This is a genomic window from Thioalkalicoccus limnaeus (genome assembly GCF_041197575.1).
GTDB lineage: Bacteria > Pseudomonadota > Gammaproteobacteria > Chromatiales > Chromatiaceae > Thioalkalicoccus > Thioalkalicoccus limnaeus.
The window spans coordinates 187795-207145 of sequence record NZ_JBDKXB010000005.1; the positions used below are offsets into that span (position 1 = coordinate 187795).

15 protein-coding genes and 1 tRNA gene are annotated in these 19351 nt (G+C 64.1%); 12 read left to right on the top strand and 4 right to left on the bottom strand.

The window, feature by feature from the left end; all coding sequences use genetic code 11:
• The first annotated feature begins 205 nt into the window (after positions 1-205).
• The 3 genes from ABC977_RS06390 to ABC977_RS06400 all read left to right on the top strand — a co-directional run bounded on the left by ABC977_RS06390 (position 206) and on the right by ABC977_RS06400 (position 4888).
• Entirely contained in the window at positions 206-1954 is a 1749-nt protein-coding gene (locus ABC977_RS06390) for an NAD(P)H-dependent oxidoreductase subunit E (protein ID WP_369666407.1), read from the top strand.
• Positions 1955-1977: 23 nt separating this feature from the next.
• Positions 1978-3879, top strand: a complete 1902-nt coding sequence (locus ABC977_RS06395; protein ID WP_369666408.1) for an NADH-dependent [FeFe] hydrogenase, group A6 — start codon at positions 1978-1980, stop codon at positions 3877-3879.
• Between the two features lie 634 nt (positions 3880-4513).
• Complete coding sequence (locus ABC977_RS06400) at positions 4514-4888, top strand: DsrE family protein (protein ID WP_369666392.1); 375 nt, start codon at positions 4514-4516, stop codon at positions 4886-4888.
• A 310-nt stretch (positions 4889-5198) separates the two neighbouring features.
• On the opposite strand, the gene ABC977_RS06405 is transcribed toward ABC977_RS06400, so the two are convergent.
• Together ABC977_RS06405 and tadA are read right to left on the bottom strand one after the other, a co-directional pair.
• A tRNA-Ser gene (locus ABC977_RS06405) sits at positions 5199-5288 on the bottom strand.
• A gap of 140 nt (positions 5289-5428) precedes the next feature.
• Complete coding sequence (tadA, locus tag ABC977_RS06410; RefSeq protein WP_439849169.1) at positions 5429-5860, bottom strand: tRNA adenosine(34) deaminase TadA; 432 nt, start codon at positions 5858-5860, stop codon at positions 5429-5431.
• A 413-nt stretch (positions 5861-6273) separates the two neighbouring features.
• Here tadA and ABC977_RS06415 point away from each other — a divergent pair, with 413 nt between their 5' ends.
• From ABC977_RS06415 to purD, 9 genes are all read left to right on the top strand, one after another.
• Positions 6274-8325 carry a ribonucleoside triphosphate reductase gene (locus ABC977_RS06415; protein WP_369666410.1) on the top strand — a complete coding sequence of 684 codons (2052 nt, stop codon included), beginning with the start codon at positions 6274-6276 and terminating at the stop codon, positions 8323-8325.
• A gap of 51 nt (positions 8326-8376) precedes the next feature.
• A complete protein-coding gene (gene nrdD / locus ABC977_RS06420) occupies positions 8377-8565 on the top strand; it encodes an anaerobic ribonucleoside-triphosphate reductase (protein ID WP_369666411.1) in 189 nt (62 codons plus the stop codon).
• Between the two features lie 170 nt (positions 8566-8735).
• Positions 8736-9476, top strand: coding sequence for an anaerobic ribonucleoside-triphosphate reductase activating protein (locus tag ABC977_RS06425; protein ID WP_369666412.1), 741 nt, complete (start codon positions 8736-8738; stop codon positions 9474-9476).
• Positions 9477-9595: 119 nt separating this feature from the next.
• Positions 9596-12379 carry a phosphoenolpyruvate carboxylase gene (gene ppc, locus ABC977_RS06430; protein ID WP_369666413.1) on the top strand — a complete coding sequence of 928 codons (2784 nt, stop codon included), beginning with the start codon at positions 9596-9598 and terminating at the stop codon, positions 12377-12379.
• Entirely contained in the window at positions 12316-13338 is a 1023-nt protein-coding gene (gene dusB / locus ABC977_RS06435; RefSeq protein ID WP_369666414.1) for a tRNA dihydrouridine synthase DusB, read from the top strand. The genes ppc and dusB overlap by 64 nt, the downstream gene beginning before the upstream one ends.
• 24 nt (positions 13339-13362) lie before the next feature.
• A complete protein-coding gene (gene fis / locus ABC977_RS06440) occupies positions 13363-13671 on the top strand; it encodes a DNA-binding transcriptional regulator Fis (RefSeq protein WP_369666415.1) in 309 nt (102 codons plus the stop codon).
• Positions 13672-13715: 44 nt separating this feature from the next.
• Entirely contained in the window at positions 13716-15272 is a 1557-nt protein-coding gene (purH, locus tag ABC977_RS06445; protein ID WP_369666416.1) for a bifunctional phosphoribosylaminoimidazolecarboxamide formyltransferase/IMP cyclohydrolase, read from the top strand.
• 45 nt (positions 15273-15317) lie between these two features.
• Positions 15318-16124 carry an acyl-ACP--UDP-N-acetylglucosamine O-acyltransferase gene (gene lpxA / locus ABC977_RS06450; RefSeq protein WP_369666461.1) on the top strand — a complete coding sequence of 269 codons (807 nt, stop codon included), beginning with the start codon at positions 15318-15320 and terminating at the stop codon, positions 16122-16124.
• Positions 16121-17422, top strand: coding sequence for a phosphoribosylamine--glycine ligase (gene purD / locus ABC977_RS06455; RefSeq protein ID WP_369666417.1), 1302 nt, complete (start codon positions 16121-16123; stop codon positions 17420-17422). The genes lpxA and purD overlap by 4 nt, the downstream gene beginning before the upstream one ends.
• A gap of 84 nt (positions 17423-17506) precedes the next feature.
• Here purD and ABC977_RS06460 read toward each other — a convergent pair whose 3' ends face one another.
• Positions 17507-18256: a LytR/AlgR family response regulator transcription factor gene (locus ABC977_RS06460; protein ID WP_369666418.1), complete on the bottom strand. Its 750-nt coding sequence runs from the start codon at positions 18254-18256 to the stop codon at positions 17507-17509.
• Complete coding sequence (locus ABC977_RS06465) at positions 18253-19335, bottom strand: sensor histidine kinase (RefSeq protein ID WP_369666419.1); 1083 nt, start codon at positions 19333-19335, stop codon at positions 18253-18255. Before ABC977_RS06465 ends, ABC977_RS06460 begins: the two co-directional genes overlap by 4 nt.
• Between the last annotated feature and the right edge of the window lie 16 nt (positions 19336-19351).

Below are 19351 nucleotides of genomic sequence, written 5' to 3' on the forward strand. Positions count from 1 at the left end.
TCGGCATACCATCCAATCTTGGGGTATTTAATATTTGCATTGATATACCCAATGACGCTTCCCCGTTCGCCGCAATGTCGCAACCCCGTCGGTTACCGGGTTCCTTACTGGCCATTTTCGCTTCTGCGTCGTTCCGGCTTCACACCTTGGGGAGCAAGGCGCGAGGGCTGGCCACTCTGTATCGGCCTCCTTGCTTGTGTTCAACATGACAGCGTGCTTTTTCAACGAAATCGCGCACGCGGCGGGGGCCCTGATGCTGTTGACCAGTCAAGACAATGAAAAGGCCATCATCAAGGATCTGATGAAAACGATGGACGCTGAGCGATTAGAGCTCATCCCACTCCTTCTGGCGATTCAGGACGAATTCGGCTACGTCTCCGAATTCGCGATGCAATTCATCGCCAACGAGCTGAGGATCCCCGCCAGCGAGATCTATGGCGTCGTGACCTTCTTCCACTTCATCAACAAGAAGCCGAAGGGTAAGTTCATCATTCGGCTCAGCCGCGACATGTCCTCGATCATGAAGGGTGCCAAGTCGGTCGCGCGCCAGTTGCGCAACGATCTGGGTATCCGTTTCGGCGAGACCACCCCCGATGGCATGTTCACTCTCGAATGGACGAGCTGCATCGGTATGAACTATCAGGCTCCGGCCATGATGGTGAACAACGAGGTCTTCTCGAATCTGACCCCGCCGATGGTCCATCGCATCATCGAAGACTGCCGTCAGGAGCTCTACGCCCACCGTCCCACGGTCGGCAATGTGGGCGAAACCCATGCCAGTATGATGAGTTATAGCTCGCACGAGCTGAACTCGGGGTTGATCAGGGCGATCCGGGAGATGACCCCGGCCGAGGTGATCGGGGAGCTGACCGTCTCGGGTCTCAAGGGGCGTGGTGGTGCTGGCTTCCCCACCGGCGTCAAGTGGAACCTGGCGGCCAAGGCCGAGGGCGATGTCAAGTACATCATCTGCAATGCCGACGAGGGCGAGCCCGGCACCTTCAAGGACCGGATCATCCTTGGCAAGTACGCCGATCTGGTGTTCGAAGGGATGACCCTGGCCGGCTATGCCGTCGGGGCGACCGAAGGCATCGTCTATCTGCGCTATGAATACACCCATGTGCGGCCACACCTGGAAGCCGCTCTGGCCGCTCGGCGTCAGGCGAATCTGCTTGGTCGGAACATCCTTGGCAAGGAGGGATTCTCCTTCGACATCCGCATCCACATGGGCGCTGGGGCTTACGTGTGCGGCGAGGAGACGGCGCTGATCGAGAGCTTGGAAGGCCGTCGTGGCCAACCGCGCAACCGTCCGCCCTATCCGGTCGAGAAGGGCCTCCATGGCCGCCCGACCGTGGTCAACAATGTCGAAACCCTGGCCACGGCCAGTTGCATCGTCGCCCGTGGGGCCAAGTGGTTCACGAGCATCGGTACCGAACGCTCCAAGGGCTTCAAGCTGTTTAGCGTCTCGGGTGACTGTGCCCGTCCCGGTGTCTACGAGCTGCCCTGGGGCATGACGGTTCAGCAGCTGCTCGAGCTCGTCGACGGTGCCGGCGCCAAGGCGGTCCAGGTCGGCGGTTACACCGGCGAGCTGGTCCCGGCCGGCGAGTTTGGGCGCGTCATGGGTTATGAAGACCTGGGCATCGGTGGCTCCATCATCGTCTATGGCCAGGGGCGGGACATGTTGGAGGTCGCCGAGAACTACTTGGAGTTCTTCGTCGAGGAGTCCTGTGGTCAGTGTACCGGTTGCCGCATCGGCAACGCGAAGCTGCTGGATGGCGTGCATCGGCTCCAGAAAGGGACCTGCTCGAACCGCTACCTCAACGACCTGATCGGGCTCAGCCATAGCATCAAGACCACCTCCAAGTGCGGTCTGGGTCAGGCGAGTCCCGATATCTTCATCGCCATCAACGAGCACTTCAAAGAAGAGATCATGGCGCGCCCGGTCCTGGCGGCCTGACGATGGACAGGAGCAACGAACAGATGATGACCACTCCCATGCGCACCCTATCCTGGCCTCGCCATGGCACCCTCGTGCCGGATCTGGACGCGCCCAAGATCGCGATCTCCATCGACGGCATCGAGCTTCAGGTTCCTCAGGGGGGCACCATTCTCGACGCCGCTCGCCAGGTGGGCGTGCGGATCCCGACCCTCTGTCATCACGATGACCTCTGCACCGCCAGCGTTTGCCGCATTTGTGTCGTCGAGGTGGAGGGGATGCGCCATTTGCAGGCATCCTGCGCCGCACCGATCATGCAGTCGATGCGAATCAAGACCAACACCGCCAAGGTCCGCTCGGCGCGCCGCCACATCATCGACCTTCTACTGTCCGAGCACTATGGCGACTGCAACACCTGCAAGCGCAACAACAATTGCGAGCTACAATCCTTGGCGGTCGAGTACGGCGTGGATTTCTACCGCTTCGGCCATCCGACCGAGCCCAAATTCGCCATCGACCGGTCTAGCAGCTCGATCGTTCGCGACATGAACAAGTGCGTGCTCTGCCGGCGCTGCGTGCGTGCCTGCGACGAGCTCCAGGGCGTCAGCTGTCTCACCGTCGCCAGCCGCTCGGCTCGCTCGCACGTCTCGACCTTTGGCAACAAGCCGCTCTCCGGCGCGGTCTGCATCAACTGCGGTCAGTGCATCAACCACTGTCCGACCGGCGCCCTGACCGAGCAGGATCAGACCGACGAGGTCTGGTCGATGATCGACGATCCCTCGAAGCACGTCGTGATCCAAACCGCTCCCTCGCCGCGTGCCGGCATGGGCGAGTGTTTCGCGCTGGAGCCGGGTACCCCGGTCACCTACCAGCTCAATACCGCGCTCAAGCGGATGGGATTCAACGCCGTTTTCGACACCAACCATACGGCCGATCTCACCATCATCGAGGAAGGCACCGAGCTGATCCTGCGGCTCTACAAAGCGCTGGTGCAAAAGGACCCCGACGTCAAGCTGCCCCAGTTCACCAGCTGTTCGCCGGGTTGGGTCAAGTACATGGAGCATTTTTGCGCCGACATGCTCGACCATCTGTCCTCGGCCAAGAGCCCGCAGCAGATGTTCGGCTCCTTGTTGAAGACCTATTATGCGGAGAAGAAGGGCGTCGACCCCTCGAATATGGTCGTCGTCGCGCTCATGCCCTGCACCGCCAAGAAGTACGAGTGCAACCGACCCGAGATGAATTCCAGCGGCTACAAGGACGTGGATTACGGTCTGACCACTCGCGAGTTGGCGCGCATGATCAAGGAGTCGGGCATCGACCTGCCCAAGGTGCCAGAGACCGGCTTCGACGATCCATTCGGCGAGGCCTCCGGCGCCGGCGTCATCTTCGGCGCGACCGGCGGTGTCATGGAGGCGGCGTTACGGACCGTGATTGAGATGGTCACCGGCAAGGCGGTCGAGGACTTCTACGACCATGCGAATATCCTCCCGGTGCGCGGAATCGACGGGGCGCGCCTGGCTGAGATCCCGATCAGCGAAGTCGGCCCCGTGCCGGATCTGATCAAGCACCTGGTCCCGGATTGGGATTGGCTCAAGGGCGCGAGCCTCAAGGTCGGCGTGGTACACGGCACGGCCAATGCACAACGGGTCATCGAGGACATCCGGGCCGGAGGACCTTTCAGCGAGTGTCATTTCATCGAGTTCATGGCCTGCCCTGGCGGCTGCCTCGGCGGTGGCGGTCAACCCATCCCCACCAATGCCAAGATCCGAGCGAAGCGCTCCCAGGCCCTCTATCGGATGGACACCAACAGCGAGGTGCGCAAGTCGCATGAGAATCCGGCGGTGCTCAAGCTCTATCAGGAGTTCCTGACCGACGGTCCTTGCGGGCACGTTTCGCACCATCACTTGCACACGACCTACACGCCGCGCGGCAAGTACATGCCCTGATTGTTTCGTGCGCCAGTTGCCGGCGGCGGCACCTCAGCTCGCCGCCGGCTGAAGTCGGCTCGGCCGGGTTTCGATGCGCTGAGCCCTGCCATCGATGAGCAGCCCATCTCGAGACCGGAGCGCATTCGCTCACGAGCGAACGGGAGCCGGGTTCAGTCGCGATCAGCGACGCAGCACGCAGAAAGTCGCAAGTTGCGTCTTCGACTGCCGTGCCCGGCGTGTCGTCTCGACCGCGAGGGGCCGTCGAGCAGTGCCAAGGGGGTGGTGCGGCGGCTGGACCTGACCGGGCCTTTGTGGGAGCCTAGTCGAGCCCCTGGCCGAGGAAAAGCCTACTCGGCAAGCGTGAAAAGGAAGCCACGGATGCACGAGGATGGACACGGAAACAAGACCAAGTGACGGATAAGTCGGCACATGGCTGAGTCGGTCGGCGAATCCTCGTGTTATCCCGTGGCTTCTTTCATCCTTCGGGTGCCTTGCATGCGGGCATGACAGTCAGGCGGTAGCGACGGTTTGCCGGGGCATGTCGGATCCCTTGTGTTGCCGCCGCCTCGGCCCCGCGTGCGGAACAGGGCGGTGCTGCATTGCCAGGCATTGGAGCGACGAGGTCAACACCTACTCAAGAGAGGACCTGCACATGAAAGCAGCCATTGTGGTGATGTCCGATCCGCAGACCAACAGCGATGAGGCCCTGGGGCGCGTGTTCAATGCGCTCGGTGTCGCGTACGACTTCAAACAGAACGGGGACGAGGTCACGGTGATTTTCCTTGGCGCCGGTACCCGCTGGGCCGGGCAGGTGACAAAGGCCGATCACCCGCTGCATGGTATCTACAAGGCGGTCGAGGACAAGGTGGCCGGCGTCTCGGCAACCTGCTCGGATTTCTTTGGCGCCGCCGCGGACGCCGAGCAGGCCGGCTTCGCGATGCTCACCGACAACGCGGCGCCGGGAACCTCGGGTCTGCCCAGCCTGCGCGCGCTCGCGAGCCAGGGGTACCAGGTCATGATCTTCTGACGACCCGGCCAGCGCGCCGGTGCCGTGCCGGCGTCACGATGCCGGCCAGTCGCCGGTCCGTCTTGCGCCTTGGCGGTGACCGAGGATCCTCGGGGGCACCCGCGCGCCGGTGCCAGCGCTAGATCCCGGCCTCGTTGAGCACCACCAGCTCGCGCTCGGCCGCGGTGATCCGCACGCGGTAACCGGTGGCGCCCGGTCGAAGGGCTCGTCGATTGTCTCTCGGCATCGCAGCCAAGGGCCCGTTCAATGGCGGGTAGGGCGGCAGGTAGGCACAAAAAGCGTGCCTGGTCGCTCGTTTACATTGAGCAATTGGCGGAGAGGGTGGGATTCGAACCCACGGTACGCTCGCGCGTACACCTGATTTCGAGTCAGGCCCGTTCGGCCACTCCGGCACCTCTCCAGTTGGGTGTCGTATCGCCCGAGAGGACGATAGAAGCGGGCTAGTATACCTATCGCCGGCGGTTTTTCCACCCAGACATTCGGGCACCTTCGCATCGACCTTCACTGTAGGGTCGCGTGTCTCTGACAACGCCGTCTCCATCAACGCCGTGCGCGAAAGAAGGCGCGCAGGATTTCCGCGCAGTCCTCGGCCAGCACGCCGCCGACGCAGGTCGTGCGGTGGTTGAAGCGCCCGTCCGATGGCAGCAGGTCGAAGACGCTGCCGCAGGCACCGCCTTTGGGGTCGCGCGCGCCGAAAACCACATGGGCGACCCGCGCGTGAACGATCGCGCTCGCGCACATCGGGCAGGGTTCCAGCGTCACGTAGAGGCGGGTGCCGGGAAGGCGATAGTTGCCGACCCGTTGCGCTGCGGCACGCAGTGCGACGATCTCGGCGTGCGCGGTCGGATCCTGCGTGCCGATGGGCCGGTTCCAGCCTTCGCCGAGGACGATGCCGTCATGGATCAGCACGGCACCGACCGGCACCTCGCCGGCCGCGGCGGCGCGCGCGGCGAGCTCGAGGGCCAGCCGCATGAAGCCGGTATCGGCGTCCTGGGTCTGGTATGGGTGCTGGTGTGGGGCGTCGATCGTCGTCATACCTGGAGAACCTACGCCTAGACGGCCCGCCGTTCAATCGCGGCGAGTGCTGAGCCTGTCGCCCGAGACGATCGACGATCTCCGGGGGGCTCGGTCGGTCAATCGGGTTCGGCTGTTGTCCGTCCGTGGGGCAGGTCAGGCAGCGTCACTGCGTGTGCGATTGCGAGGACGAATCGTGTTTAGCGCGATCGCCAAGTGACCGTTCCCGTTGGCGAAAAAGCGGGTGCCCGTTAGCCCGCTCGCGGGCGATCGGCTTCGACTTGATTCAGGTCAATACGCAAGATCTAGCGTTCTCTAGAATACGCGACACAATATCTTGTGTCGTACTTGACAAAGGGCCGAAAACCAAGATGGGCGCCTCCGTATCACCGATTGCCACTTTGCCGACGCGCGTTCGCAAGCGTGACGGGCAAGTCGTCGACTTCGATGCCGCGAAGATCGAGTCGGCCATCTTGCGTGCCGGTCAGGCGAGCGGCGAGTTCGGCGCGCTCGAGGCGACACTGCTGACGGCCCAGGTCGTCAAGGTCCTGGCGCATCGCTTCGATGCCGGACGCTTGCCCGATATCGAGGCGATTCAGGATGTCGTCGAGCAGACGCTGATCGCGGCGAACCATTTCGGCACCGCGCGTGGCTACATCGTCTATCGCGAGCAGCACCATAAGCTGCGCGCCGATCGCCGGACGCTGGTCGACGTGGCCGGCTCGATCAACGAGTATCTGGACCGCTCGGATTGGCGCGTCGCGGCCAACGCGAACCAGGGCTATTCGCTCGGCGGCCTGATCCTGAACACGTCCGGGAAGATGATCGCCAATTACTGGCTGTCGCATGTCTACCCACCGGAGATCGGCGCTGCGCATCGCGATGGCGATATCCATATCCACGACCTGGACATGCTGGCGGGCTACTGCGCCGGCTGGTCGCTGCGCACGCTGCTTAACGAGGGGCTCAACGGCGTGCCAGGCAAGGTCGAGGCGAGCGCGCCGAAGCACATGTCGTCGGCGATCGGTCAAATCGTCAACTTTCTCGGCACGCTGCAAAACGAGTGGGCCGGTGCCCAGGCCTTCTCGAGCTTCGATACCTACATGGCGCCCTTCGTGCGCCGCGATGGGCTCGACTATCCACAGGTCAAGCAGGCGATCCAGGAGCTGATCTACAACCTGAATGTTCCGTCGCGCTGGGGGTGCCAGACACCCTTCACGAATCTGACTTTCGATTGGGTGTGCCCGGAGGACCTGCGCGAGCAGGTGCCGGTGATCGCCGGCGAGGAGCAGCCTTTCTGCTATGGCGATCTCCAGGCCGAGATGGACCTGATCAACCGGGCCTACATCGAGGTCATGACCGAAGGGGATGCGAAGGGGCGGATCTTCACCTTCCCGATTCCGACCTACAACATCACGCCGGACTTCCCGTGGGAGAGCCCGAACGCCGACCGGCTCTTCGAGATGACCGCCAAGTACGGCCTGCCGTACTTTCAGAACTTCGTCAATTCGGAGTTGACGCCGAACATGGTGCGCTCGATGTGCTGCCGGCTGCAGCTCGATCTGCGCGAGCTCCTGAAGCGGGGCAATGGCCTGTTCGGTTCGGCCGAGCAGACCGGCTCGCTCGGCGTGGTGACGATCAACTGCGCGCGCCTCGGCTACCAGCACAAGGGCGACGAGAACGCGTTGATCGCGCAGCTCGACCGGTTGCTCGAGATCGCCCGCAACAGCCTGGAGATCAAGCGCAAGGTCATACAGCGGCACATGGATGCCGGCCTCTTTCCCTACACGAAACGCTACTTGGGGACCCTGCGCAACCATTTCTCGACGATCGGCGTGAACGGCATCAACGAACTGATCCGCAACTTCACCGATGACCGCGAGGACATCACGACCCTTTGGGGCCATGCCTTCGCGTGTCGCCTGCTCGACCATGTCCGGGCGCGGATGGTCGCCTTCCAGGAAGAGACGGGGCACATGTACAACCTGGAGGCGACGCCGGCCGAGGGGACCACGTACCGTTTTGCCCGCGAGGACCGCAAGCGTTTTCCGGGCATCCTTCAAGCCGGCAATGACGAGGCCCCCTATTACACGAACAGCTCGCAGTTGCCGGTTGGTTTCACCGACGACCCGTTCGAGGCGCTGACCCGGCAGGAGGCGCTGCAGTCGAAATACACCGGCGGTACGGTGCTGCATCTGTACATGAGCGAGCAGATCTCGAGCATCGAGGCCTGCAAACGGTTGGTGCGCCGCGCCTTGACCAACTTCCGGTTGCCCTATGTCACCGTGACGCCGGTCTTTTCGATTTGCCCGCGGCACGGCTACATCAGCGGCGAGCACGAGTTCTGTCCGAAGTGCGATCAGGAGCTGATCGCGAAGAAGCGTTCGGAGGCCCTGATCCAGGAGGCCTGCGGTGGGCATTAGAGCATGGCCCGAATCGATCGAAACAACGAAACCATCCAGGAGGAAGCACAGATGAAACAAGCCGAGTCGATCTTGTTGCGCGATGAAGAACGCACCCGTTGCGAGGTGTGGACGAGGGTGATGGGTTATCACCGCCCGGTGTCGGCCTTCAATGCGGGCAAGCGGTCCGAGCACCACGAGCGTTGCTACTTCGTCGAGGAGCCGCGTGGCCATCGCGTTTCCGAGCGGGTTGCGGCCTAGGTTTCTCTGTTGCCGTGGCGATTTCCAATCGCTGGGCGATCTCGATGAGTCGTGCCGGAGAGGTGGCGCATCGAGCATCGAACGCAATCCTTCCCGAGCGGTGAACGGCCTTGCTTGCCGCCGGGACGCATCCTCGAGGGCGGCTGTCGGCGGATTAGGAGGTAAGGAAGATGACGGTCTTGGCGCGTGCTGCGGCGCCGGTCGACTCGGTGGCCTGTCCGCGCCCGCCTGCGCGCCACGATGCATGGCAGGTGGCGGGGCTGACGCCGCTGACGACGATCGATTTTCCGGGGGAGTTGGCGGCGGTCCTGTTTGGTCCGGGTTGTCCGTGGCGTTGTCGCTACTGCCACAACGGGCATCTAGCGGCGGATTCGGACGGTCCGCGAATCGAATGGTCGGAGATCCGCTCCTTTCTCGAGTCACGTCGCGGGCTGCTCGACGCGGTCGTGTTCAGCGGCGGCGAACCGACGGCACAATCGGGTCTCGCGGTCGCCATGGCCGAGGTCAAGGGGCTCGGCTTCAAGGTCGGTCTGCACACGGCCGGCCCCTATCCGGAACGGCTGCCGGCCTTGCTGCCCTGGCTCGATTGGGTCGGTCTCGACATCAAGGCCCTGCCTGAAGACTATCCAGCCATCACCGGTGTGCCGGGCTCCGGGGAGCCGGCGTGGCGCAGTCTGCACCTGTTCCTGGAGGCGGGAACGCCGATGCAGGTGCGCACGACCATGATGCCTGCTTGGCGGGCTGATGACCTGAAGCCTCTGGTCGATCGCCTCGCTGATGCGGGCGTCACGCATTTCCGCATGCAGCCGTTGCGCGCGGCGATGGCGCTCGATCCGGCCATCGTCGAGGCCGGTGATTGGGAGGTGCCAGAGGCGGCGCGTGGATACTGTGCTGCCTTGTTCGCTCCCTGATCGGCAAAATCCGGTGGAACGGGCACCCTGGCGGGCCAGCCGGTTAAATTAGTATCCTCGCCTTCTCCGCCAGCCTTGCCGCGCGGCTTCGTTAGGCCGCTGCCATGGAAATGACCTCGATGAAAGACGCCGCCGATGCCCTCGCTCGCGATATCCAGTTGTTCACCGCCCTGCTCGCCGAGGTCTTGCGTGAGCACAGCCGCAAGCGGGTGCTCGTGATCGTCGAGCGCTTGCGTGACGGCTTCGTGACCTTGCGCGCCGAGGATGACCCGGAACTGCGCGCGAAGCTGATGAAGCGCATCGACGGACTCGATCCCCAAACGCTGAGCGAGGTCATTCGCGCCTTCAATATCTATTTCGGTCTGGTGAACACGGTCGAGGAGGTCCACGCCCATCTGCGGCGGCTGGCGCAGGTCAGCGCCGGCGGACCCTTGTGGATCGGCTCGTTCGATCAGGCGGTGCGGGAGTTGAAGACGGACGGCCTGAGCCCGCAGCAGGTCCAGGGACTGCTGGATCACCTGATCTATCTGCCGGTCTTCACGGCGCACCCGACCGAGGCGAAGCGGCGCACGATTCTCGAGACCTTCCGCCGCATCTTTCTGATCGCCCAGGATCTGCACAAGCGGCGCCTGAACGACGAGGAGCTCGAGGAACGGCTCCAGGCGATCATGGCCGAGATACAGATCCTGTGGAAGACCGACGAGGTCCGTGTTCACAAACCGCAGGTCACCGATGAGGTTCGTCAAGGCCTGTATTTCTTCCGGGAGTCCTTGTTCGACGCGGTTCCGGAGGTCTACCGCAATCTGGAGCGCGCGGTGCGCCGGGCCTACGGGCCGGATACCGGACTGCGCGTGCCGAGTTTCATCCGCTTCGGTTCGTGGATCGGTGGTGACCGTGATGGCAACCCGTTCGTGAAGCCCGAGACGACGGAGCTGGCGATCCGGATGCATCACGAACTGGTTCTGGAGCTGCATCTGGACCGCGTCCGCGGTCTCCTTCGGAGGTTGAGCCATTCGGACACGCTGTGCCGGCCATCCCCGGCCTTCCTGGACAGTCTCGACGCCGATGAGGATTACTGGGTCGATACGATGGGCCAGAGCCTGCGCCGCTATACGAATGAACCCTATCGGCGCAAGCTCGCGATCATCCGACACCGGTTGGAGGCCAATCTGGCGCGGGTGCGGGCGCGCATCGCCGGAAACCCCGATGACCGACCGGCCGGATATGCCGAGGTCAGCGAGTTCTTGGCCGACCTGTACTTGATTCGCGATTCGCTGATCAGTCATGGGGATGCGAACGCCGCGGCAGGTCCCTTGCAGGACCTGATCCGGCTGGCCGAAACCTTCGGTTTCCATCTCGTTCATCTCGATCTGAGGCAAGAGTCGCGCCGGCACACGGAGGCGGTCACCGAGCTCTTCGCGCGCCAACCCGGGGCGCCTTACTATCAGGCCTTCAGCGAGGATCAGAAACTGGTCGCGTTGGGTGAGGCGATCGCGCACCCGCATCCGTTCGTGATCGATAAGGGCACGCTGACGCCGGCCACGCGCGAGACCATCGAGGTCTTCGAGGTCATCGCGCGGATGCGCGCGGAGATCAGCCCGGATGTCTTCGGGGCGTACGTCGTTTCGATGACGCATTCGGCCAGCCATGTGATGGAGGTCATGTTGCTGGCGCGTCTCGCCGGCCTCGTCGGCCGCGATCCAAGCGGCTGGTTCTGCCAGATTCATGTCTCCCCGCTGTTCGAGACGATCGAGGACCTCGGACAGATCGACCGGGTCATGGCCAGCCTGTTCGACGATCCCACCTATCGGGCTTTGGTCAAGGCGTCCGGTAACCAGCAGGAGGTCATGCTCGGTTACTCGGATTCGTGCAAGGATGGCGGTATCCTGGCCTCGGCGTGGAAGCTCTATGAGGCGCAGAAGAAGGTCATCGCCCTGGCGGATGATCGCGGGGTGTCGTGCCGGCTGTTCCACGGCCGTGGCGGCACCGTGGGGCGCGGTGGCGGGCCGACCTACGAGGCGATTTTGGCTCAGCCCGTTGACACGGTGCATGGCCAGATCAAGGTGACCGAGCAGGGTGAGGTCTTGTCCTACCGCTATGCCAATCCGGAGACGGCGCGCTATGAACTGACGCTGGCGATCAGTGGCCTGCTCAAGGCGAGCCGTTGCCTGATCGAGGAGCCGGAACCGGAGCGGCGGGATTATCTGGCGATCCTCGACGAACTGGCGCGGTTCGGTGAAGAGGCTTACCGTGACCTGGTCGACGAGACCGAGGGGCTGCTCGATTATTTCTACCAGGTCACGCCGGTCGATGCCATCGCGTTGCTGAACATCGGCTCGCGGCCATCCCACCGGCAGGACGCGGATCGTTCGTTGGCGTCGATTCGCGCGATTCCCTGGGTCTTCGGTTGGGCGCAGGCGCGGCATACGTTGCCGGCCTGGTATGGCCTCGGTCGAGCCCTGGAGCGCTGGCGCAACAACGATGTCGAACGCCTCGCCAAACTCCAGCGCATGTACCAGGAGTGGCCCTTTTTCCGCGCCTTGCTGAGCAACACCCAGATGTCGCTGTTCAAGGCCGAGATGACGATCGCGCGGGAGTACCTCCGGTTGGCCCGTGATCAAGGCCGCGCCCGCGCGATCTACGACAAGATCCAGGCCGAATACCAGCGCACGCTGACCCAGGTGCTCAACGTCGCCGGCCTGCATGGCCTGATGGAGGAGACGCCGGATTTGCGGTCGTCGTTGGCGGGACGCAACATCTACCTGGACCCGCTGAACCACATCCAGATCGCCGTGCTCGAGCGGTACCGCCGCGAGCCATCCGACGAGGCTCGGGAACAGTGGCTGGACCCATTGCTGCGTTCGATCAATGCGATCGCCGGCGGGATGCGCAATACCGGCTGATGCGGATCGGGTCCGTCGAACTGGCGAGTAACGTCATCCTGGCGCCGATGGCCGGGATCACCGACCTGCCGTTTCGCAGACTGTGCCGCGAGCAGGGCGCGGGACTGGCGGTTGGCGAAATGGTCGCGGCGGACGGGCGTCTCGCGCACACGCCGAAAAGCCGGCGCCGTCTCGCGTTCGTGGGCGAGCCGGGGCCTGTGGTGGTGCAGATGCTCGGGCGCGATCCGGCTCAGCTGGCCGAGGCGGCGCGCCGCCAGGTGGGTTTGGGTGCGGACATCATCGACCTCAATATGGGTTGTCCGGTCAAGAAGGTCTGTCGGGCAGCCGTCGGCGCAGCCCTCTTGCGCGATACTCGTCAGGTGGCTCGAATCCTGGCCGCGGTGGTCGCGGCGGCGTCGCCGGCCCCGGTGACGCTGAAGATCCGGACCGGCTGGTCGCGAGCCGAGCGCAACGCCGTGGCCATCGCCCGATTGGCCGAGGAGTGCGGGATTGCCGGACTGACGATTCACGGTCGGACCCGCGAGTGCGGCTATGCCATACCGGCGGAGTACGAGACGATTCAGTCGGTTAGGGGTGCTGTCAGACTGCCGCTGATCGCCAACGGCGATATCGATTCGCCGGAGAAGGCTCGCCGGGTGCTGGACTATACGGGGGCGGATGCTATTATGATCGGACGTGCCGCGCGGGGCCGACCGTGGATCCTCGGTCGGATCGCCCAGTACCTCGCGACCGGCGCGTATGACCTCGACCCGACGCCAGGCGGGCTCAGAACGATCCTCGAAACCCATCTGGACGGGCTCTATTCCTTTTATGGCGCCGATTTGGGGGTTCGTATGGCCCGCAAACATCTCGCCTGGTACGGTCGCGACCTGCCCGACGCAGTGGCCTTCCGGACTCGGATCAATCAGGCGCTATCACCAGAAAGACAACGATCGTTGGTTGAAAGCTTCTTTGCTTGAACCGGCTCAACGAGGGGTGATTCGATGAAGACAGGTGTGGCCGTTCGGCTCGAGGACGAGGATTGGCAGGTGCTTCCGGTGTCGCCGGCGGGATCTCGCGCCCGTCTCGGCGATTGCGTGCGGGACGCCTTGACCGTTTATCTGAAGCAGATCGACGGCCATCCCGTCTATGATCTGTACGACCTCGTCATCGAAGAGGTCGAGCGTCCGTTGTTCGAGACGGTCCTCGACTATACCCGGGGCAATCAGACGCGGGCCGCCCAACTGCTCGGGATCAGCCGCAGCACGCTGCGCAAGAAGATCGCCCAGTATCGCCTGACCGACGGATCCTGACCGCGAGCCGATTCGTCGCGCCAATCTTCCAATAGGTAAGTCTCATGTCCTCAGTACGCCGTGCCCTGATCAGCGTCTCCGATAAGACGGGCCTGGTCGATCTCGCCCGTGGATTGAACGCCCGGCGAATCGAGATCCTGTCCACCGGCGGCACCGCGACGCTGCTGACCGAGCATGGCATCCCGGTGACCGAGGTCTCGGATTACACGGGTTTCCCCGAGATGATGGGCGGGCGGGTCAAGACGCTGCATCCGCGGCTGCATGGCGGCATCCTCGGGCGGCGCGGCCTCGATGATACCGTGATGCGCGAGAACGGGATCCGCCCGATCGATCTGGTGGTCGTGAATCTCTATCCGTTCGAGCGGACCGTCGCGCGTGCGGATTGCGATCTCGCGACCGCGATCGAGAACATCGATATCGGAGGGCCGACGCTGCTGCGGGCGGCGGCGAAGAACCACGCCGCGGTGGGCGTCGTCGTCGACAGCGCCGACTACCCGCGGATCCTCGCGGAACTCGCCGAACATGAGGGTAGCCTGACCGCCGCGACCCGTTTCGACCTCGCCGTCAAGGCCTTCGAGCATACGGCACGGTACGATGCCGCGATCGCGAACTATCTGGGACGACAGCTCGATGACGGAGCCGATTTCCCGCGCACGCTGAGCGGGCAGTTCGTGCGCCATCAACGGATGCGTTATGGCGAGAATCCCCATCAGCGTGCCGCCTTCTATGTCGAGCACCAGCCTGCCGAGGTCAGCATCGCGACGGCCCATCAGCTTCAGGGCAAGGAGCTCTCGTACAACAACATCGCCGATGCCGATGCCGCGCTCGAATGCCTCAAGCAGTTCGTCGAGGGGCCGGCGTGCGTGATCGTCAAGCACGCGAATCCCTGCGGTGTCGCGCTCGGCCCCGATCTGATGTCCGCCTACGATCGGGCGTACCAGACGGATCCCGAGTCGGCGTTCGGCGGGATCATCGCCGTCAATCGGCCGCTCGATGAGATGACGGCGCGCCGGATCATCGAGCGGCAGTTCGTCGAGGTCATCATCGCCCCGGAGGTGTCTCCGGCGGCGCTCCTGGCGGTTGCAGCGAAGAAGAACGTGCGGCTGCTCGTGACCGGCGATTGGGCCGCGGATCCGCTCCCGCGTCTGGATTTCAAGCGCGTCAACGGAGGGCTGCTGGTCCAGGATGCGGATCTGGCCTTGACCGAGACGCCGCGCGTCGTGACGCGGCGGGCGCCGACCGACCAGGAGATGGCCGATCTGCTGTTTAGCTGGCGGGTGGCGAAGTTCGTCAAGTCGAACGCGATCGTCTACGGCCGTGACGGCATGACGATCGGCGTCGGTGCCGGTCAGATGAGTCGTGTCAACTCCGCGCGGATCGCCGCGATCAAGGCCGAACAGGCGGGGCTCGCGGTAGTCGGCTCCGTGATGGCCTCGGATGCCTTCTTCCCGTTTCGCGATGGCCTCGATCAGGCCGCACGGGTCGGCGTGACGGCCGTGATCCAGCCAGGTGGCTCGATGCGCGACGACGAGGTCATCGCGGCGGCCGACGAGCATGGCCTGGCGATGGTCTTCACCGGTATGCGCCATTTCCGCCATTAAGGCCGGGTCGACCTGAACGCCGAGCGAGCGTCCTTGCTAAGCACCATGCGGATTCACCCGACGGCCATCATCGAGCACGGGGCTCAGATCCACGAGACCGTGGCCGTGGGCCCGTATTCGATCATCGAGCGCGGGGCCGAGATCGGAGCGGAGACCGTCATCGACAGCTGTGTGCGCATCACCGGCCGGACGCGGCTCGGGTGTCGCAACCGGGTTCATCACGGGGTCGTCCTCGGTGGCGATCCGCAGGATCTCGGTTTCACTCCGGAACGGGCCAAACCCTTGAGGATCGGTGACGACAACTGCTTCCGCGAGCACGTCACGGTCAATGCTGGACTCAAGAGCGATACAGGTACGCGCGTCGGCAACGGTAACTACCTGATGGCCTACGCGCATGTCGGTCACGATTGTGTGGTCGGCGATCACAATATCTTTGCCAACGCGGCGACGCTCGCCGGACACGTCGAACTCGAGCACCATGTCTTCCTGTCCGGCTTGGTTGCGGTTCACCAGTTCTGCCGGGTCGGCGCCTACGTAATGGTCGGTGGTGTCTCGGGTGTTCGTCAGGACATCCCGCCGTTTCTGCTCGCCTTCGGCGATCACGCACGGATCTTGGGACTGAATATCGTCGGCCTGCGCCGACACGGCTTCACCGCGGCGCAGCGTGGCCAGATCAAGGCGGTCTATCGCACGATCTTTCGCGGCGGCTTACGGTTGGCCGAGGCCCTCGCCGAGGTGGAAGCGGGTTATCCGACCGACGAGACGCGACACATCATCCGCTTCATCGAGTCGAGCCGGCGGGGAATCGCGTCGCTGGCGCCGACGCGGTCGCAGCGAACGGAGCAAGAATGAAGGTATTGATAGTCGGAAGCGGGGGGCGGGAGCACGCGTTGGCCTGGAAGGCGGCGCGGTCTCCGATGGTCGAACGGGTCTATGTGGCACCGGGCAACGGTGGCACCGCCGAGGAACCGCGGGTCGAGAATGTCCCGATCGGCGCGGACGACATCGCCGCCCTCGTCGCCTTCGCCGAGCGGACTGGCATCGGCCTGACCATCGTCGGCCCCGAGGCCCCGCTGGTCGCCGGGATCACCGATGCCTTTGCCGCGGCCGGGCTGCGGTGTTTCGGGCCGAGCCAGGCCGCGGCCCGGCTCGAGGGCTCGAAGGCCTTCACGAAGGACTTCCTCGCGCGCCACCAGATCCCGACCGGCGCCTACCAGGTGTTCGACGAGGTCGCGCCGGCTCTGGCGTACCTGCGCCACGTCGGTGTCCCGATCGTGGTCAAGGCCGATGGCCTCGCCGCCGGCAAAGGCGTGATCCTGGCCCAGGATCTCGCGACGGCCGAGCAGGCGGTACGCGACATCCTCGAGCACCAGCGCTTCGGCGACGCCGGGGCGCGGGTCGTCATCGAGGAGTTTCTCATCGGCGAGGAGGCCAGTTTCATCGTACTGGCGGATGGCCGTTCTTATGTGCCGATGGCGACGTCGCAGGACCACAAGGCGCGCGACGACGGCGACCAGGGTCCGAACACCGGCGGCCTTGGTGCCTATTCGCCGGCGCCCGTGGTGACCCCCGAGATCCACGCGCGGATCCTGCGCGAGGTCATCGAACCGACACTCGCGGGGCTTGCGGCCGAAGGGAGTCCCTACGTCGGTTTTCTTTATGCCGGGTTGATGATCGCGCCAGATGGCACCCCGAAGGTGCTCGAATACAATTGCCGGTTCGGCGACCCGGAGACCCAACCGATCCTGTTCCGCCTGAACTCCGATCTGGTCTCGCTCTGCGTCGCCGCGCTCGACGGGGGGCTCGATCAGGTCGCGGTCGAATGGGATCCCCGGCCGGCCCTCGGCGTCGTGATGGCAGCCGGTGGTTACCCGGATGTCTATGGGCGCGGTGATGTGATCTTCGGTCTCGACCAGGTTCGGGATCCCGATTGCAAGGTCTTCCACGCTGGAACTGCGCACCGCGGTGATCAGCTGGTGACCAGCGGGGGCCGGGTCCTCTGCGTCACGGCCCTCGGTGAGACGGTGGCTGAGGCCCAGGCCCGGGCTTACGCGAATGTCGCCCAAATCCACTGGAAAGACGCGTACTTTCGGCGCGACATCGGCCACCGCGCCGTCGCCCGGGCAATGGCGCGGCGAGACGACGATTGATCAGCGTCGGCGTCGGCCGTTCCGGCGTGGCGCGCCCCGCCGTCTCTCGACCTTCGCCGGGGCCGGTGGCGCGGGCGCGACCTGTCAGCGCCCCTTGCCGGCGCGCAACCAGCGGCGGACCTCCGGCAGGTGACGGCGGCTGATCGGAAGCTGATCGGTGCAGCCATCGAGGGTGATCAAGGTCGAGCCGTCCGGCGCCTTGTGAAGTCCAGTCAAGCGCTTGCGGCTCACCAGTGCGTTGCGATGGATGCGCATGAATTGGTCGGCGAACTCCTCTTCCAAGGATTTCAGCGATTCGTCGAGCAGTAGCTCACCGCCCGTGTGGCGCACCGTCACATATTTGTGTTCGGCCAGCAGATACAGGATCTCGCTGACGGCGACCGTCTTGACGCCGCCGCGAAAATGGGCGCTCAGATGTTCGCGGTGCGGGGGGCGGCTGGTCGTCGATACCCCCATGGTTTCGCGTTGCGGCCTGGTCGGGATCTTGATCCGCTCCAGTGATTCCCGCAGTCGCTCCAAGCGCACCGGTTTGACCAGATAGTCTTGGACCTTGTGCGCGAACGCCTCGAGTGCGTACTCGGTGTAGGCGGTGACCAGGATCACCGCCGGTGGCGGATCGAGCTTGGCCAGGTGGCTTGCGCATTCGAGCCCGTCCATGCCGGGCATCTGGACGTCGAGCAACACGAGATCTACCGGGACCTCGGCACAGAAGTCCAACGCCTCATCGCCTTCGGCGGCTTCGCCGACGACCTGGTAGTCCGGACCAAGGCTGTCGACCAATTGACTGATCCGTTCACGCGCGGGGGTTTCGTCATCGACGACGAGAATCCTCATGTCGTTTCCCTCCAGGGATAGGGGAACACCAGTTGAACCTGGTAATGGTCCTCGACACGCGAGGCTACCACTTGCCAGGCGCCCGGGAACATCGCGGCGAGTCGCTGCCGGATGTTGTCCAGTGCCATGCGGTTACCGGTTGTGTGGCGGTTTTGCTCCGGGTTTTCCGGTAAAGTATTGCGAATGATCAAGAAAACGCGACCGCTGCGGTAGCGCCCAACGATCTGGATGACGCCCGGCCGCCGGGACGGTTGGATCCCGTGGTAGATGGCGTTTTCGACCAGCGGCTGAAGGATCAAGGGCGGGAGTTTGGCGGCACCGGGCAGTTCCTCGATCTCCCACTGCACGCTCAGGCGCTCGCGCAGTCGTTGTTTTTCGATGTTCAGGAACCGGTGGGCCAATTCCAATTCGTTGGCCAGCGTCGACACGCGATCGGCCTTCGCGAGGCTTGCGCGAAAGAGGTCGGCGAGATCCTGGACCATCTCCTCGGCCAACTTCGGGTCGGTCCGGGTGAGGTAGGCGATCGTGTTCATGCTGTTGAACAGGAAGTGCGGTCGGATGCGTGCCTGCAGCTTTTCGAACCGGGCCTCGGCCTCGGCCTCGATCTGTCGCCGCCACATGAAATGCAGGTAGAGGTAGCGCACCATCAGCGCCCCGACGATCGCGCTGATGCCGAGTGTTCGCGTCAGAAGCCCCGCGATCCCATCGTTCGGGAGAACCCCAGCCAGTATGAATTCCGGCGCTAGGCGCTCGACCGCTAAACCGACACCACCCGATACCAGCACGATCAAGAGCCAGGCCAACACGGCAGCGGCGCGATCGTCCGCCAGGCGTGCCAACCACGGACGGACCAGGCAGAGCAATGTGGTGCTGGTCAGTGTGATCGCCTGCACGTAGAGAGACAGGATGCCGAACAAGACCCAGAAGCCGAGGTGTCCTGGGCCGGATGCCAGCACCAGGACGATCACCAGCAGCTGCGCTGTCAATAAAACACCGAACACCATTGGCAGGCGGCAGAAGTTCGGCAGGAACCCGCGGCGTGACGGCAAGTCCGGTTCCAGTGGCGACGAGATATCCATCGACGGCGTTTGCCCC

Coding starts and splice junctions, on each gene's coding strand:
- ABC977_RS06415 (WP_369666410.1), top strand. CDS start 6,274: ATGGGCGCCTCCGTATCACCGATTGCCACTTTGCCGACGCGCGTTCGC.
- nrdD (WP_369666411.1), top strand. CDS start 8,377: ATGAAACAAGCCGAGTCGATCTTGTTGCGCGATGAAGAACGCACCCGT.
- tadA (WP_439849169.1), bottom strand. CDS start 5,860: ATGCGGCTGGCCCTCGAGCTCGCCGCGCGCGCCGCCGCGGCCGGCGAG.
- ABC977_RS06460 (WP_369666418.1), bottom strand. CDS start 18,256: ATGAGGATTCTCGTCGTCGATGACGAAACCCCCGCGCGTGAACGGATC.
- ABC977_RS06425 (WP_369666412.1), top strand. CDS start 8,736: ATGACGGTCTTGGCGCGTGCTGCGGCGCCGGTCGACTCGGTGGCCTGT.
- purH (WP_369666416.1), top strand. CDS start 13,716: ATGTCCTCAGTACGCCGTGCCCTGATCAGCGTCTCCGATAAGACGGGC.
- fis (WP_369666415.1), top strand. CDS start 13,363: ATGAAGACAGGTGTGGCCGTTCGGCTCGAGGACGAGGATTGGCAGGTG.
- lpxA (WP_369666461.1), top strand. CDS start 15,318: ATGCGGATTCACCCGACGGCCATCATCGAGCACGGGGCTCAGATCCAC.
- ABC977_RS06400 (WP_369666392.1), top strand. CDS start 4,514: ATGAAAGCAGCCATTGTGGTGATGTCCGATCCGCAGACCAACAGCGAT.
- ABC977_RS06395 (WP_369666408.1), top strand. CDS start 1,978: ATGATGACCACTCCCATGCGCACCCTATCCTGGCCTCGCCATGGCACC.
- ABC977_RS06390 (WP_369666407.1), top strand. CDS start 206: ATGACAGCGTGCTTTTTCAACGAAATCGCGCACGCGGCGGGGGCCCTG.
- ppc (WP_369666413.1), top strand. CDS start 9,596: ATGAAAGACGCCGCCGATGCCCTCGCTCGCGATATCCAGTTGTTCACC.
- purD (WP_369666417.1), top strand. CDS start 16,121: ATGAAGGTATTGATAGTCGGAAGCGGGGGGCGGGAGCACGCGTTGGCC.
- ABC977_RS06465 (WP_369666419.1), bottom strand. CDS start 19,335: ATGGATATCTCGTCGCCACTGGAACCGGACTTGCCGTCACGCCGCGGG.